The organism is Flavobacterium sp. 5, from assembly GCF_002813295.1.
Taxonomy (GTDB): domain Bacteria; phylum Bacteroidota; class Bacteroidia; order Flavobacteriales; family Flavobacteriaceae; genus Flavobacterium.
The window spans coordinates 476820-490414 of the sequence record NZ_PHUE01000001.1 but is presented as its reverse complement, the minus strand read 5'-3'; the positions used below and the strand labels follow the sequence as shown (position 1 = coordinate 490414).

Below are 13595 nucleotides of genomic sequence, written 5' to 3'. Positions count from 1 at the left end.
TTAATTTGTTATTTTTTTAATACTTCGTTTAAGAATAACTTAAGATGTTCAAAAGATCTTTTTGCGGCTTTTTCATTGTAAGCAGCACCTTTTGAATTGTCTGTACCTGATTCAGGATTGGTAAAGGAATGAACTGCATTGGCATAATAAATCATTTGCCAATCTGCTTTTGTGTCACGCATTTCTTGTTGAAAAGTAGCAATTTCTTCTTTTGATTCGTATGGATCATCTGCTCCATGACATACTAATACTTTTGCAGTTATAGGTTCAGTTGCTCTAGTGGCATCTTTACCTAAGCCTCCATGAAAAGAAACAACACCTTTTACATTAAGGTGCCCGCGAGCAGCTTCAAGAGCTCCAGTTCCTCCAAAGCAATAACCAATAACTACAATATTATCAGGATTGGCCCCTGCAGCAATTAATTGTTCTAATGCTAATGAAATTCGTTTTTGATAGGCTACAAAGTCTTTTTTGTAAAATCCGGCAACTTTTCCAGCTTCACCATTATCCTTTGGATAATTTCCTTCTCCATATATATCAGCGATAAAAGCATAATACCCTAATTCTGAAAGAGTTTCGGCTGTGTCTTTAGATAGTTTATCAATTCCTTTCCAAGCTGGTAGAATTAAGATACCTGGTTTCTGAGAACCTTTTTGTGAAGGCACGATTTTAAAACCATTCAGAATCTGATTTCCATCTTTGTATTGTACAGGTTTTAATTGTCCAAATGTTTGAATACTAATTAAAATGATTCCCAAAAAAATATATTTTAAGTTTTCCATAGCACTATTTTTTACAAATATCTGAATTATTAATTGATATAAAAAAAACCTTGAAAAAAGCCTTCTTTCAAGGTTGTAGTTATGCTAATTATATTTAGAGATTATTTATAAACTAATATTCCTTTTGAAAGCACAACCTAATTCGATCAAGGATTCAGTTTTTGAAATACCTGGAATAGAATCGATTTTCTCATAAAGTAATCGTCTCATATGTTCGTGATCTTTTGCAATCATTTTTATATAAAGCGTAAAAGAACCTGTGATGTAATAGCATTCAGTTATTTCGGGTATTTCTTTTAAAGCTTCGATAACTTTTGCAGAGTCCTGATCCTTTTTTAAAGTGATTCCAGTAAATGTTCCCCAGTCATAACCTATTTTTTTTTCGTTTAAAACGGGTTTGATTCCAGATATAATTCCTTGCTCTATTAATCGGTTGATGCGTTGGTGCACCATAGTGTTTGAGATCTTAAGATTACTTGCTATTGCAGAAAAAGCCATTCTTCCGTCTTTTTCTAATTCTTTTATGATATTGATGTCAAATTCATCTAATATGTCCATATTCTGCTTTTTTAAAGTTAAAATCACTTTTTATTGAGGTAAAAGTAATTGTTTTTTAGTTATTTTTTTTGTTGAGTATCTTCGGAAGTGTTAAAATAACAACATGACTTATTTTTGTTATAAATAAATTATATTTTTTTTAAAAGATGCTTATAAAAGTCAAATTTAACTTTTTATTTGGTAAATAAAAAACATTTGTTACTTTTGTATGGATATTTTAATAAAATTATAGACAATGGAACATACAACACAAGCACTTTCTTTAAAGTCGGAAGTTTTAATTGAAAAAGAGAATAAATATGGAGCTCATAATTATCACCCGTTACCAGTCGTTTTAGAAAAAGGGGAAGGTGTTTTTGTATGGGACGTTGACGGAAAAAAATATTTTGATTTTTTATCTGCTTATTCAGCCGTAAATCAAGGTCATTGCCATCCAAAAATTGTTGGGGCTATGGTAGAGCAAGCTCAAAAATTGACATTGACTTCCCGTGCTTTTTACAATGATCAATTAGGAGTATATGAAGAATATATAACTAAGTATTTTGGTTTTGATAAAGTGTTACCGATGAATACTGGAGCCGAAGCTGTGGAAACAGCTTTGAAATTGTGTAGAAAATGGTCGTATGAAGTTAAAGGGATTCCTGAAAATCAAGCTCAAGTTATTGTATGCGAGGGTAATTTTCATGGAAGAACAACTACCATTATTTCTTTTTCGAATGACGAAAGCGCTCGCAAAAGCTTCGGTCCTTTTACCGAAGGATTTATAAAAATTCCTTATGATGATATTGAAGCTTTAGAAAAAGTATTGAAATCATCAACTAATATTGCTGGATTTTTGGTAGAACCTATTCAAGGAGAAGCTGGAGTATATGTTCCTAGTGAGGGATATTTGGCAAAGGCTAAAGCACTTTGTGAAGCTCATAATGTATTGTTCATTGCAGATGAAGTTCAGACAGGAATTGCAAGAACCGGTAAATTATTAGCCGTACATCACGAAAATGTGCAGCCTGATATTTTAATTTTGGGGAAAGCTATTTCGGGCGGAGTTTATCCAGTGTCTGCTGTTTTGGCGAATAATGAAATTATGGACGTCATTAAGCCAGGTCAGCATGGATCTACTTTTGGTGGAAATCCTATTGCAGCAGCAGTTGCTATAGCAGCTCTTGAAGTTGTTCGTGAAGAAAATTTATCTGAAAACGCTCAAAAATTAGGATTGATTTTAAGAAAAGGACTTAATGAAATTGCAGCACGTAATCCGTTAATCGAATTGGTTCGAGGCAAAGGATTACTTAATGCTATTGTCATCAACTGTGGAGAAGATTCAGATTTAGCTTGGGATATTTGTCTTCGTTTTAGAGATTATGGACTATTGGCAAAACCAACTCATGGCAATAAAATTCGTTTTGCGCCACCATTGGTAATTACAGAAGCTCAAATTCAAGAATGTCTTTCAATTATTGAGAAAGCTTTAAATGATTTTAAAAAATAGTTTTTAATGCAGAAAGCTATTAAGATTATTAAAAATCGATCCGATATTGGAGCAGGAACTCGTGGATCTGATATGGGGATAGATGCAATTGAAATTGCTGCCATAAATAAAAATAGTGATTATTTTAATTTGTATGAGTTTGAAGATGTAAAAACGCATAATGAATCAATATATGATAAATACCGAAGTTCAGTAGCCAAAAGAATCGAACATGTTGTAGAGCAATGTACACGAGTTAGTAATTCAGTTACAAAAAATCTAAATAATAATTATTTTCCAATAGTACTTTCAGGAGATCATTCTTCTGCTTTAGGCACTATTAGCGGTGTGAAAGCTGCTTATCAAGAACAGACTCTTGGTGTTATCTGGATTGATGCGCATGCCGATTTACATTCGCCTTATACAACTCCTTCTGGAAATATTCATGGAATGCCTTTGGCTGCTGTACTGGGTGATGATAATCTCGATTCTCAGGTTAATCCAGTAGCAACCGATACACAAGAACATTGGATTGAAATGAAAAATATCGGTATTCAAGGTCCAAAAATAATAGCAGAAAATCTGATATATTTTGGAGTTCGTGATACTGAAGAAGCAGAGGATAAACAAATAGAAAAATTGAATATCCGAAATTATAAAGTAGAGGAGACTCGTTATCGAGGTCTTGAAAACTGTGTTTCGGAAGCATTGATTAAATTATCTCATTGTGATGTTTTGTATATTTCTTTTGATGTAGATGCTATGGATTGTGATTTAATCTCTTTTGGTACAGGAACTCCAGTTTCTAGAGGTTTTGATCAATATGAAATTATAGCAATTGTCAACCAGATTATTCAGTCGAAGAAAGTAGTCTGCATTGAATTTGTTGAGGTAAATCCACTTTTAGATACTAAAGGTAACAAGATGGCTGAAACTGCTTTTCAAGTGTTAGAAGCTATTACCGCTACACTTGTTTTACCTATTGAATAAGAGTTTTTATAAATAAAAGAGTAAAAAGTAATTGAATATCAGAGAGTCTTAAAGTTTTATACTTTAAGACTTTTTTGTTTGATAACTTACATTTTTATTAACGAAAACGATTGATTTTCAATTGGGTATAATTGTTTTCTTTCAAATGAGTTAATTTTTTCATTATTTTGATTTTAACAGATTGTTATTAGAAAAAATACTTATATTTGTATAAGTATTAATACTTAGTTAATCAAAAGTTGAACTTTTATACTTTGAATCATGATAGCAATAAATAAACCAAAATTAACAATAGTAGGAGCGGGGCCTGGTGATGTAGAATTGATTACTCTGAAAGCAATTAAAGCATTGGAAAGTGCTGATGTTGTTTTATATGATGCCTTGGTTAATGAAGAGCTATTGCAATATGCACAGCAAGCTGAAATTATATTTGTTGGAAAACGATTTGGATGCCATGCTTACACTCAAGATCAGATTAATGATTTAATTGTTTCAATGGCTAAAAATAAAGGCCATGTAGTTCGTTTAAAAGGTGGAGATCCTTTCGTTTTTGGAAGAGGTAGTGAAGAAATAGATTTTGCAAGTCAATTTGGAATTGAAACAGCAATTGTTCCTGGAATATCATCTGCAATGGGAGTACCAGCTTCAAACGGAATTAGTTTGACTCAAAGAAAAGTTGCAGAGAGTTTTTGGGTAATTACTGGAACTACTTCGGAACATAAATTGTCTAAAGATGTTAATTTGGCTTCACAATCTTCGGCTACGGTTGTCATTTTGATGGGAATGAATAAGCTTGATGAAATTGTCGCGTTGTATCAAAACAATAGAACCGATGATTTGCCAATAGCTATCATTCAAAACGGAACCAAGACAACTCAAAAAAAAGTAATTGGAACTATCAGTTCGATATCAGCATTAGTCGAAGAAAACCAAATAGCTTCTCCTGCAATTATAGTAATTGGTGAAGTAGTTAAAAATGCTTCAAAACTAACTGAATATATAGAAGAAGAATTGGTTTTTGATTCTTCTTTTGAAGATGAATTTATTTTACAAAATCTAAATGAAATGCTATGATTAAGATAAAATATTTTGGAGCTCTTGTCGCTCGTACAAGACGCAGAGGTGAAAAAATCTATTTTTCAGATTTGAAATTAAGTCAATTATTAGTTGAGCTAGAACGAAAATATGAATTGAATCAGTTTCCTTTTAGCGTGGCTGTTAATCAAAAAATAATAGATAGATTTTCTAATCTGATTCTAAAAAGTAACGACACTGTTGCTTTATTACCTCATTTTCTTGGAGCATAATCTCATTTTGTTCCTTTTGAAGTATTCTTAATGATTAGAAGTTTTCTTGTGTTTTTCTAATTAAAAAATCATATTTACAGTATTATTTTACAAATAAATAATATACTTTTGGTTTGACTAAGTTATTATTTATAAAAGTAAAACATGAAAAAAAGTATTGTAAGTATATTTGTTCTAGGTCTGTGTTTTAGTATTCATGGACAATCGATTGATAAAATCGTTACCAGCAAAGAAGTTTCTCGTATCGAAAAAGTACTTTCTGCAGATGATATGCAAGGGAGAAGAACTTTTACTCCTGGTATTGACAAAGCATCTGCCTTTATTGAATCGGAATTCAAAAAAGCAGGATTGCAACCTTTTATGGGAGCTGCAAATTTTAGACAAGAGTTTTCTATGACTGAATCTAAAGCTAAAGACTCAAAAATTACTATTGATGGACAAGAAATCAATAACAATCAAGTGGTTGCTTTTTCTTATGAACCTCAGGTTTCCTTAACAGAGAAAAGTGATATTACAGTTGTCAAAATCAGTAAAGGGGATAATCTTGGAAAGAAATTTAATGAGTATTATAAGAGCTCTAAGAGTTATTTGGTATTAGTTGATGCTTCATTTAATAATGTTTTACCTAATCTTCAACATATTGATAGAATCACTTCTAATCCTGGAACTAATACTGTTTTGTTTGTTTTTGGAGTTTCAGAAGCAAACACTTTTTCTGTTGAACTAACCAATACTATCTCTAAAAAATCATTGAATAATGTGGTTGGAGTATTGCCTGGTAAAAGCAAACCAGATGAATACGTAATTTTCTCTGGGCATTACGATCATCTTGGTGTAGGTTCTCCAGAAGAAGGTGTACCTCATACTGCAACTGACTCTATTTATAATGGTGCAAATGATGATGCAGCAGGAAGTACTGCAGTAGTTATGTTGGCTAATTATTTTAAAAAACTAAATAACAACGAACGTACTATTATTTTTACCACTTTTGTTGCTGAAGAATTAGGTGGTTTTGGAGCTAAATATTTTTCTAAACAACTTTCTGCGGACAAAGTAATTGCCATGTTCAATTTAGAAATGATAGGTACAGAATCTAAATGGGGGAAGAACTCTGCTTATATAACAGGATTTGAAAAATCGAATATGGGAGAGATTTTACAAAAGAATTTAGAGAAAACCAATTTTAAGTTTTATCCAGATCCTTATCCAGAGCAAGAATTATTTTATCGTTCTGACAATGCTACTTTGGCAAAATTAGGAGTTCCTGCACATACCATTTCAACATCAAAAATGGATAGCGAACCAAATTATCATACTGCTGATGATGAATTTGAAACATTAGATATTGATAATATGACCGAAATTATTAAGGCCATTGCTTTGAGTTCTTCATCTATTATTAGTGGAAAAGATACACCATCGAGAGTTGATACCACTCAGTTAAGATAGTTTAAGAGAAAAAATAAATTATATAAAAACCCTTGAAATTAATTGTTTCAAGGGTTTTTTTGAATGTTGAGGTTTAATCAAAACCAATATTTCTACCTTTATAAATGAACAATTTTTAGTAGATAATGAAGCTGTTTTTATTTGCTATTTTTTCTTTTTTCCTGTTCCTTTAAGATAGTGCTTAAATATGGTGTAATGATTTCTTTAATTTCACTTTCTGGAATAGTTAAAGTTTTAGGATTTTGAACGAGTTGTAACCAAGGTTTAGGTGCATCAAAATTATAACTTCCAAAAACAACTACTGGAGTTCCTTTAAATTTTACATTTTCATCATTTACCAAAACCCATTGATCTGCCCATTCATATAAATATTTAGCATCTTTTTCCTGTAATCTCATACACGAATGTGATGCTGGATAACCAGGCAATTCATATTGGTGAAATCCAACACCTTTTTTATTTTCGACATTAAAATTCCATTTTAATTCCCACTCATCATTGAATGTGCTGGTGGTTTCTTCGGCTTTCCAATTCGTAAAGAACAATCCTGTTGGTGTTGGGTCCTTTTTTTTACCCATATTGGTTGGACCAGTACGGATTAAAATTCCATTTTCGTAGGTTGCAAAAGTTTGAGTAGGGTATGAGAAGAAAATAATTTTATCGACTTCTTGTAACGAAGTAACTTGCAGCGGAAAAGGCAAATAATATACTATGTCACCATTAAGATATGATGGAATGATAACAGAATCCATTTTTATAAAGTTTTCTTTATCGGTTCTATTTACTGCTAGAGCAATTTCTAAATTTTCTTCGCTTTTATTTTTTTTAAGCCATTCTTTAGTGTTTTCCAGAGTATAGGAAACATTTTTGGGTTCTTTTCGAACGGGTATTTTCTTTGTAGTAACAACTTTATTTTTATCTCCATTCTTGCAGGACAATAACATAAATGCAATAATTCCAAATAGTATAATCAATTTTTTCATTTCGCTTTATTTTTTGTAAAAATGATTTAAATAAGGCAATAAACTGTTATATAATTATTCGGAATTATTGTGTCTTTTACAGGTAGCTAGCTTGATTTTTGGCTATAAATTATACTAAGTTTATTTTTTATAAATCATTGTAGGAGCTGATTGTGATTTAGAATATATAGTTACATCGGCAATGGTTACTCTATCAGGAGCATTGATAGTGTAAAATATCAAGTCGGCTATATCTTGTGGTAATAATGGTTCGTAACCTTCATATACTTTTTGAGCTTTTTCTTTATCACCTTTAAATCTAACTTCTGAAAATTCTGTTTCAACAGCACCTGGTGCGATATTCGTAATTTTAATACCATGCTGGGTTAAGTCAAGTCGCATTCCTTCGCTTATTGCTTCTACTGCTTTTTTGGAAGCGCAATAAACAGTTCCATTTGCATACGTTTGTTTTCCGGCAACTGAACTTAAATTGATAATATGTCCTTTTTTCTTTTCGACCATTTGCGGAATTATGGCTCTTGAAACATACAACAATCCTTTTACGTTTCCGTCAATCATAGCATCCCAATCTTCAATATCGCCATTGTCTATCGAAGAGAGCCCGTGAGCATTGCCAGCACTATTTACCAAAATGTCAATATTTTTCCATTCGTTTGGTAAAGAGTTGATTTGAAGCTCAACTTCCTGTCTATTGCGAACATCAAAAACCAAACTATGAGTTTTTACAGTTTCTGGTAATGAATTTTTTAATTCTTCCAGTTTCTCTGCACGGCGTCCGCATAGGATTAAATTATACCCGTTTTCGGCAAATTTAATTGCAGTTGCCCTTCCTATTCCTGAAGTTGCACCTGTTATAAAAGCAATTCTTGTCATATCTTTTTTATTATACTATTCTATAAAAGAGTTTAATTTTTAATACTCTAGTTTGGAATTTTAGGATTGTTGTTTATCCGTACAAAGGTAAGAAGCCTAAGCTTAAATTGTGTTTTTCAAATGATCTATTTATAGCCTCTGTCCATAATTATTGTCCACCATGTTTAATTATTAATTCGGCTGTTTCTTGAAAGTTCTTTTCATTTGCCATAAATAAAGGGGTTAGTCCATTATCCGTTTTGGCATTAATTTCGGCACCGTTGTCTATCAGAAGTTTTGAAAGTTTTGTCTCTCCGTTATGCGCAGCAGAATGTAATGGTGTAAATCCTTGCATTTGTTTTGCATTTACGTTGGCACCATGTTTTATTAAAAGCTGGGCAATGTCAAAGTGAGAAATTGCGCAGGCGGAGTGAATGGGGGCAACTTTAAATGAATTGTTTGATGCAATGTTTGGGTCTGCACCTTTGTCAAGAAGTAGTTTTACAAGAGACAAATGTCCAAAGAATGAAGCTAGTCCCAAAGGAGTAAAACCGTCAGCGGAAAACGAATTAAATAAGTCAGGGGTTTTGTCTAATAATTGACTGATTGTTTCGATGTCTCCAATACTGGCAGCTTCAAAAATATCAAGTGTTTTTTTATGTTTTTTTAAAATGTCAATTGCAAAATTATTTCTGCAATAAGCAGCAAATTGTAAAAGAGAAATTCCTTGTTCCGTTTTGATTTCCGCAAGAGAAGGGGTGTTGTTTAGCTTCTGTTCTAAAAGGTCATTTTTGCTTGTTTTTATCAGTTCAATAATTTCATCCATATCCATTGTATTTATTTTGTCTTTTGTACGGAAGTGTCGTCGTTTTACAATGATACTAACAGTTAAGATTTATTGGTTTTTGTAAGACCAATGAATAGCTGTGGTTGTTTATTTTTCATTTAAAAACTTTTCAATCATTGGAATAACAAGCTGACTTTCTTTAAAATCAGGTTTTATTGTTGTTATTTCTCCAATATATTCTCCATGTCCCCCTGGAATTATTGCTAATTCTGAGTTGGTAATTTGTCTGTGCATTTCAATAGCGTGTTCAGGTGTAATAATGTCTTTGTCACCTATTATGATTAAAGTTGGTACTTTAATGGATTTGATTTGTTCGTTTGGAATATCTTTAAAATTAAGCATCCTTTTGGCATCTCTGTCGTGCATTACTTGTAAACCATTGGGGTTGGCTGCCACTTTCTTATATCCAGCTTTTAGTTGTTCGGGCATGTTTTCCAATTTGGCTTGTTTCATAAAGTCCCAAAACCAATCGGGAACTCCATTTCGTTTGGCAAGTGCTGAGCCTAAAATTATTTTATTAACTATTTCAGGGTGGCGAATAGCTATTTGTAAAGTAGTTGTTCCACCGTTACTAAAACCGAAGAAATCCGCCTTTTCGATGTTTAAGTTTTTGAGAAGTGTAGCAACATCGTCTGCATCTTGTTCAAACGTAGAGTCTGAGTTTCTATCGGTTGTTCGTCCGTGTGCTTGTAATTCAACCGCTATCACTTTTCTGTTTTTGGCAAATAATGGAATAACTTTTTCAAAATTTGTTTGAATAGTCGAACCACCACCGTGAATTAATACAAGTGGTTTTCCTTGTCCGTAAATTTCGTAATACATTTTTAGTCCATTTGCGTCTGAATATCCACTGTTAAAATTTAATTTTTCTGTTGATTCAATTTCCATTTTATTGGTTTTTGTGTTTTTTTCATTGCACGATATCAAAGTGAAAAGCGGGAGTACTAAAGTTATAAATATTTTTTTCATTTCTATTATTCGTATGTAGTTTTTGTACTGTACTATAAATGACCAATAATGTTCTGATATTTATTAACTGCGTTGTTAAATATATTGGGTTATATTTTTTTCTGTATTTGCCAATAATGCCCAAAAGGATCTTTGAACATTCCTTGTCTGTAACCATAATCATGGTCTTCGGCAGGATTAATTTCTATGGCACCTGCTTGAATAGCTTTTTGCATTACTGCATCAACATTTGGTACAAATAAACCTATGATTGCTGTAACACCCTTTGCACTTATTGGCTCTAGAGCATCACGCATAGTTTCGTGAAGATGAAAAATAGCACCATTAATTTCCAATTCTACTACATGAATGCTTCCATCCTCATTGCGAAAACAAAAATGTTCAATAGCACCAAATTTTATATAAAAATCTATGTTGAATGTCCCGTTGGGAATGTGCAGTTCGGGAGCAAAATGAGTTGTGTTATCTGTTGTTCTCATAGTTTTTTTTGTTGCTTTTTGTTTTCGAAATCCACAGTTTTACAAATACAAAACTATCTTTAAAATTAGCCAAATGTCCAAATATCTTGGAACGGCTGTTGTGTGATGGTTTTATTCTATGTTCGGTTTTTCAATTCTCCAATATTTTTCACAATTATGTCCATCGTTTGAATTGGTAATTACTGCTTTAAATTTTTTGCAAAAAAGGGTATGTCCAAATTCATAGCGTGAAAAATAATTATTGTTTTCTGCTGAAAATCTACAAGAATAACAATTTTTAAAATCTTTAATTTCAAAGGCTGATTTAATTATTAAATCAATAAATTGTCCACCACTATAACTTTCTATTTCGTCATCATATTCATAATCTATTTCTTTTGGTTTTAAGATTTGAAAATGTTTGTAATTGTGAATGTTTAAATTATAGATTATTTCTTTAATTCTTAATTCCTTGCTTATTGCTTTATTGTTCTGATAAATTGCAAAGAAACTAAACATTTTGTTGCATTCATTTGGTAAAAAATAATCTTCATTTTTTTGATTTATTATAAAGTTGTGAAATATTATATTTTCTTGATTAATAGGTATTTTCCTTTCGCTAATAAATTTCAAATCTAATTCATTGATTAAACTTATTTCAACAATTCTAATTTTACTTTCAATTTTTGCTATTTCACATTTATGAGAAACAGCAAATTCGATAAAGAGTTTTTCTTCGCTTTTTGAAGACTCAAGTAAAATATCCGCAATAAATCCATTGTGATATTTTTCTATTGTAATCTTATCAAACCATTTAGTTAAATTTAATAAACTTATTTTATCGTCAAGTTTGCAAACTAAATTTAGGTTTTCTTTTTCTTTGCAAGAAGTACAATTTCTATAAGTTTTATATTGAATATTAAAACTTTCATTGTTATTAAGACATTTTATGTATTCGTTGTAAAATTGAATTTTACTTAATTTGTGTAAATAGCTTTCAAAACTACAATTGCTATCAGCTTTATGAGAAAAATGATGAGCTTTTATTTCGCCTTTTCTTGCAATCATTTTACTTTCACAATTAATGCAAAAATAATTCTGTGCTGATTTTTTTTCAACGTTATTAATATGAATTAATTCATTTTCTTCATTGTAAGCATAAAGATTTTTCATTTGCTCAATTCATTTTCGTGCTTTTTGGGAAGCTATCGCACAACGTTCTGGCGCTACAAGAGGTTTGGGATTAAAGAGGCGAGTTTTTTCCATTATGCACAAATTTTTCAAGTACAAAAACATTTTTAAATTCAGCCTTTTGCCCAAATCTCTTGTAACGGCTGTGCGACCTTGCTATTATTGAGTATTGATTAAATCATCAATTGACTTTTGCAATTTTACCAATTTTAATGAATTATTTCGTTCGAAATTTTGATTAGGTTGGTCGTTTTCCATATTTGTAAGTTGATAAGCATCATATTCTTTTACGATATATTTTTCTCCAGCTCCCAGATAAAATTTTACATGGCGAGAATCGTCAATTATTAATTCCATTACTAATCCATCTTTCTCTGAGATTAGATAGCTTTTCACTTCTTCTTTTAAAATCGTCTTTCGGTTTTGAAGATAAAAATCAAAAACCTTATTGTGAATAGCTTTTATGGGAGAACCACATTTGTTATATGTTTGGATAAAGTCCTTGTCTTTATCACGCCAAAAAAAATAGATTTGTGATGATTCGTAATTGCAATTATCGTTTGTTCCGCAACAATGACATCCTGTAGAATAAGTTTCCATGACAAAACTATTATTAATACCTTTCGATTTCAATTCATTTAATCGAAGTGAAATTATTGAATCGTTTGATGCAAAGAGTTTTCCAAATGTAATTAGCGAACAAAAAGTAATTAAAAAAATAAATTTCATAAGCAGTTTTTTAAGCATGTCGCACAACGTCTTGGCGCTATAAGAGGTTTGGGATTAAAGAAACGAGTTTTTTCCATTATGTACAAATTTTCCAAATACAAAACCATTTTTAAATTAAGTCAAATGCCCAAATCTCTTGTAACGGCTGTCGTTTTTTTATTTAAGGCAATAAGTCTATTCCTTTTTCGACTATAAATTTCACGCTTTCTTTTATTAAGTATTTACTTGTTTCGGATAAAAACTCCTTTATTAAAATTGGTCCTTGTTTAGATATTTTTCCCCAAACCAAGGATAATTTTTTAATTACCCATTTTTTTGATTTTTTGGTTAAGTTTTCTCTTAATTCAATTACTTCATTTATAATATTGTCAATTTCAGCTTCATTCTTTTCAGTCTTATATTTTTCAATATTATTTTGAATTTTTTCTAAATGTTCATCTAATAATAGAATTTGCTTGACCTTTAATGGATTTATTCCGGCATCTTCATCAATAATTTCAAATTCAGTATAATATTCATTTGCAAATGCTTCTACAATATTGTCATCAAATATGGATTTTATATTGTCGTACTCTTCCAAGATATTTACCCAACTTTGAAACTCTTTTTCTAAAAGATTTACATTAACCCATTTTCTATCAATTTTAGTCGCTAAATCACTGTGAGGTTTACGATTTACTAAAACAGAAAATGCAGGTTGGTTTTTAAACTCTTCGATTATAAAATGAAAATCTGATTTTTTGTCTTTATCGACAAACTTAATTAAATATTGATCTTGAGGAATGATTTCAAAAATTGTAGACTCTTTTTTTAAAAAAGGTTCTAATGTTTTTAAAATTTGTAAAGGTATTTTTTTCTTCATATTTTTCGTTTCTGCGGTAAAATGTCTGCCAACGTCTTGGCGCTACAAGAGGTTTGGGATTAAAGATGCGAGTTTTTTCCATTATGCACAAATTTTCCAAATACAAAACCATTTTTAAATTAAGTCAAATGCCCAAATCTTTTGTAACGG

Annotated in this window: 15 protein-coding genes; 5 read left to right on the top strand and 10 right to left on the bottom strand. The window is 31.1% G+C overall.

The features are described 5' to 3' along the window. Window positions 1-8 precede the first annotated feature (8 nt). On the bottom strand, window positions 9-782 hold the full coding sequence (locus CLU82_RS01950) for a dienelactone hydrolase family protein (RefSeq protein WP_100841500.1): 774 nt from the start codon (window positions 780-782) through the stop codon (window positions 9-11). A gap of 105 nt (window positions 783-887) precedes the next feature. Further along, entirely contained in the window at window positions 888-1340 is a 453-nt protein-coding gene (locus tag CLU82_RS01945; RefSeq protein WP_100841499.1) for an Lrp/AsnC family transcriptional regulator, read from the bottom strand. A gap of 235 nt (window positions 1341-1575) precedes the next feature. On the opposite strand from CLU82_RS01945, the gene rocD reads away from it, so the two are divergent. The 5 genes from rocD to CLU82_RS01920 all read left to right on the top strand — a co-directional run bounded on the left by rocD (window position 1576) and on the right by CLU82_RS01920 (window position 6554). Further along, on the top strand, window positions 1576-2829 hold the full coding sequence (rocD, locus tag CLU82_RS01940) for an ornithine--oxo-acid transaminase (protein WP_100841498.1): 1254 nt from the start codon (window positions 1576-1578) through the stop codon (window positions 2827-2829). Window positions 2830-2835: 6 nt separating this feature from the next. After that, on the top strand, window positions 2836-3798 hold the full coding sequence (locus CLU82_RS01935) for an arginase (RefSeq protein ID WP_100841497.1): 963 nt from the start codon (window positions 2836-2838) through the stop codon (window positions 3796-3798). 261 nt (window positions 3799-4059) lie between these two features. Beyond that, a complete protein-coding gene (cobA, locus tag CLU82_RS01930) occupies window positions 4060-4872 on the top strand; it encodes a uroporphyrinogen-III C-methyltransferase (RefSeq protein ID WP_100841496.1) in 813 nt (270 codons plus the stop codon). Beyond that, window positions 4869-5105, top strand: a complete 237-nt coding sequence (locus CLU82_RS01925; protein ID WP_100841495.1) for a MoaD/ThiS family protein — start codon at window positions 4869-4871, stop codon at window positions 5103-5105. Before cobA ends, CLU82_RS01925 begins: the two co-directional genes overlap by 4 nt. A gap of 144 nt (window positions 5106-5249) precedes the next feature. Continuing rightward, window positions 5250-6554, top strand: a complete 1305-nt coding sequence (locus CLU82_RS01920; RefSeq protein WP_100841494.1) for a M28 family metallopeptidase — start codon at window positions 5250-5252, stop codon at window positions 6552-6554. Window positions 6555-6691: 137 nt separating this feature from the next. Here the strand turns inward: CLU82_RS01920 and CLU82_RS01915 are convergent, their stop codons facing one another. The 8 genes from CLU82_RS01915 to CLU82_RS01880 all read right to left on the bottom strand — a co-directional run bounded on the left by CLU82_RS01915 (window position 6692) and on the right by CLU82_RS01880 (window position 13445). Further along, complete coding sequence (locus tag CLU82_RS01915) at window positions 6692-7537, bottom strand: L,D-transpeptidase (RefSeq protein ID WP_100841493.1); 846 nt, start codon at window positions 7535-7537, stop codon at window positions 6692-6694. Window positions 7538-7657: 120 nt separating this feature from the next. Then, window positions 7658-8410 carry an SDR family NAD(P)-dependent oxidoreductase gene (locus tag CLU82_RS01910; protein ID WP_100841492.1) on the bottom strand — a complete coding sequence of 251 codons (753 nt, stop codon included), beginning with the start codon at window positions 8408-8410 and terminating at the stop codon, window positions 7658-7660. Window positions 8411-8558: 148 nt separating this feature from the next. Next, on the bottom strand, window positions 8559-9215 hold the full coding sequence (locus tag CLU82_RS01905; RefSeq protein WP_157813306.1) for an ankyrin repeat domain-containing protein: 657 nt from the start codon (window positions 9213-9215) through the stop codon (window positions 8559-8561). Between the two features lie 108 nt (window positions 9216-9323). Next, window positions 9324-10124 carry an alpha/beta fold hydrolase gene (locus CLU82_RS01900; RefSeq protein WP_198520177.1) on the bottom strand — a complete coding sequence of 267 codons (801 nt, stop codon included), beginning with the start codon at window positions 10122-10124 and terminating at the stop codon, window positions 9324-9326. Between the two features lie 170 nt (window positions 10125-10294). Next, a complete protein-coding gene (locus CLU82_RS01895) occupies window positions 10295-10684 on the bottom strand; it encodes a VOC family protein (RefSeq protein WP_100841489.1) in 390 nt (129 codons plus the stop codon). Window positions 10685-10795: 111 nt separating this feature from the next. Then, the gene (locus CLU82_RS01890; RefSeq protein ID WP_100841488.1) at window positions 10796-11836 is read right to left on the bottom strand and encodes a competence protein CoiA family protein; all 1041 of its coding nucleotides are present in this window, start codon (window positions 11834-11836) and stop codon (window positions 10796-10798) included. A 177-nt stretch (window positions 11837-12013) separates the two neighbouring features. Next, on the bottom strand, window positions 12014-12583 hold the full coding sequence (locus CLU82_RS01885) for a hypothetical protein (protein WP_100841487.1): 570 nt from the start codon (window positions 12581-12583) through the stop codon (window positions 12014-12016). Between the two features lie 160 nt (window positions 12584-12743). After that, window positions 12744-13445, bottom strand: coding sequence for a hypothetical protein (locus CLU82_RS01880; RefSeq protein ID WP_100841486.1), 702 nt, complete (start codon window positions 13443-13445; stop codon window positions 12744-12746). Between the last annotated feature and the right edge of the window lie 150 nt (window positions 13446-13595).

Excerpts from the sequence above, each read along its gene's own strand:
- CLU82_RS01950 (WP_100841500.1), bottom strand. The coding sequence starts at position 782 with ATGGAAAACTTAAAATATATTTTTTTGGGAATCATTTTAATTAGTATT.
- CLU82_RS01945 (WP_100841499.1), bottom strand. The coding sequence starts at position 1,340 with ATGGACATATTAGATGAATTTGACATCAATATCATAAAAGAATTAGAA.
- rocD (WP_100841498.1), top strand. The coding sequence starts at position 1,576 with ATGGAACATACAACACAAGCACTTTCTTTAAAGTCGGAAGTTTTAATT.
- CLU82_RS01935 (WP_100841497.1), top strand. The coding sequence starts at position 2,836 with ATGCAGAAAGCTATTAAGATTATTAAAAATCGATCCGATATTGGAGCA.
- cobA (WP_100841496.1), top strand. The coding sequence starts at position 4,060 with ATGATAGCAATAAATAAACCAAAATTAACAATAGTAGGAGCGGGGCCT.
- CLU82_RS01925 (WP_100841495.1), top strand. The coding sequence starts at position 4,869 with ATGATTAAGATAAAATATTTTGGAGCTCTTGTCGCTCGTACAAGACGC.
- CLU82_RS01920 (WP_100841494.1), top strand. The coding sequence starts at position 5,250 with ATGAAAAAAAGTATTGTAAGTATATTTGTTCTAGGTCTGTGTTTTAGT.
- CLU82_RS01915 (WP_100841493.1), bottom strand. The coding sequence starts at position 7,537 with ATGAAAAAATTGATTATACTATTTGGAATTATTGCATTTATGTTATTG.
- CLU82_RS01910 (WP_100841492.1), bottom strand. The coding sequence starts at position 8,410 with ATGACAAGAATTGCTTTTATAACAGGTGCAACTTCAGGAATAGGAAGG.
- CLU82_RS01905 (WP_157813306.1), bottom strand. The coding sequence starts at position 9,215 with ATGGATGAAATTATTGAACTGATAAAAACAAGCAAAAATGACCTTTTA.
- CLU82_RS01900 (WP_198520177.1), bottom strand. The coding sequence starts at position 10,124 with ATGGAAATTGAATCAACAGAAAAATTAAATTTTAACAGTGGATATTCA.
- CLU82_RS01895 (WP_100841489.1), bottom strand. The coding sequence starts at position 10,684 with ATGAGAACAACAGATAACACAACTCATTTTGCTCCCGAACTGCACATT.
- CLU82_RS01890 (WP_100841488.1), bottom strand. The coding sequence starts at position 11,836 with ATGAAAAATCTTTATGCTTACAATGAAGAAAATGAATTAATTCATATT.
- CLU82_RS01885 (WP_100841487.1), bottom strand. The coding sequence starts at position 12,583 with ATGAAATTTATTTTTTTAATTACTTTTTGTTCGCTAATTACATTTGGA.
- CLU82_RS01880 (WP_100841486.1), bottom strand. The coding sequence starts at position 13,445 with ATGAAGAAAAAAATACCTTTACAAATTTTAAAAACATTAGAACCTTTT.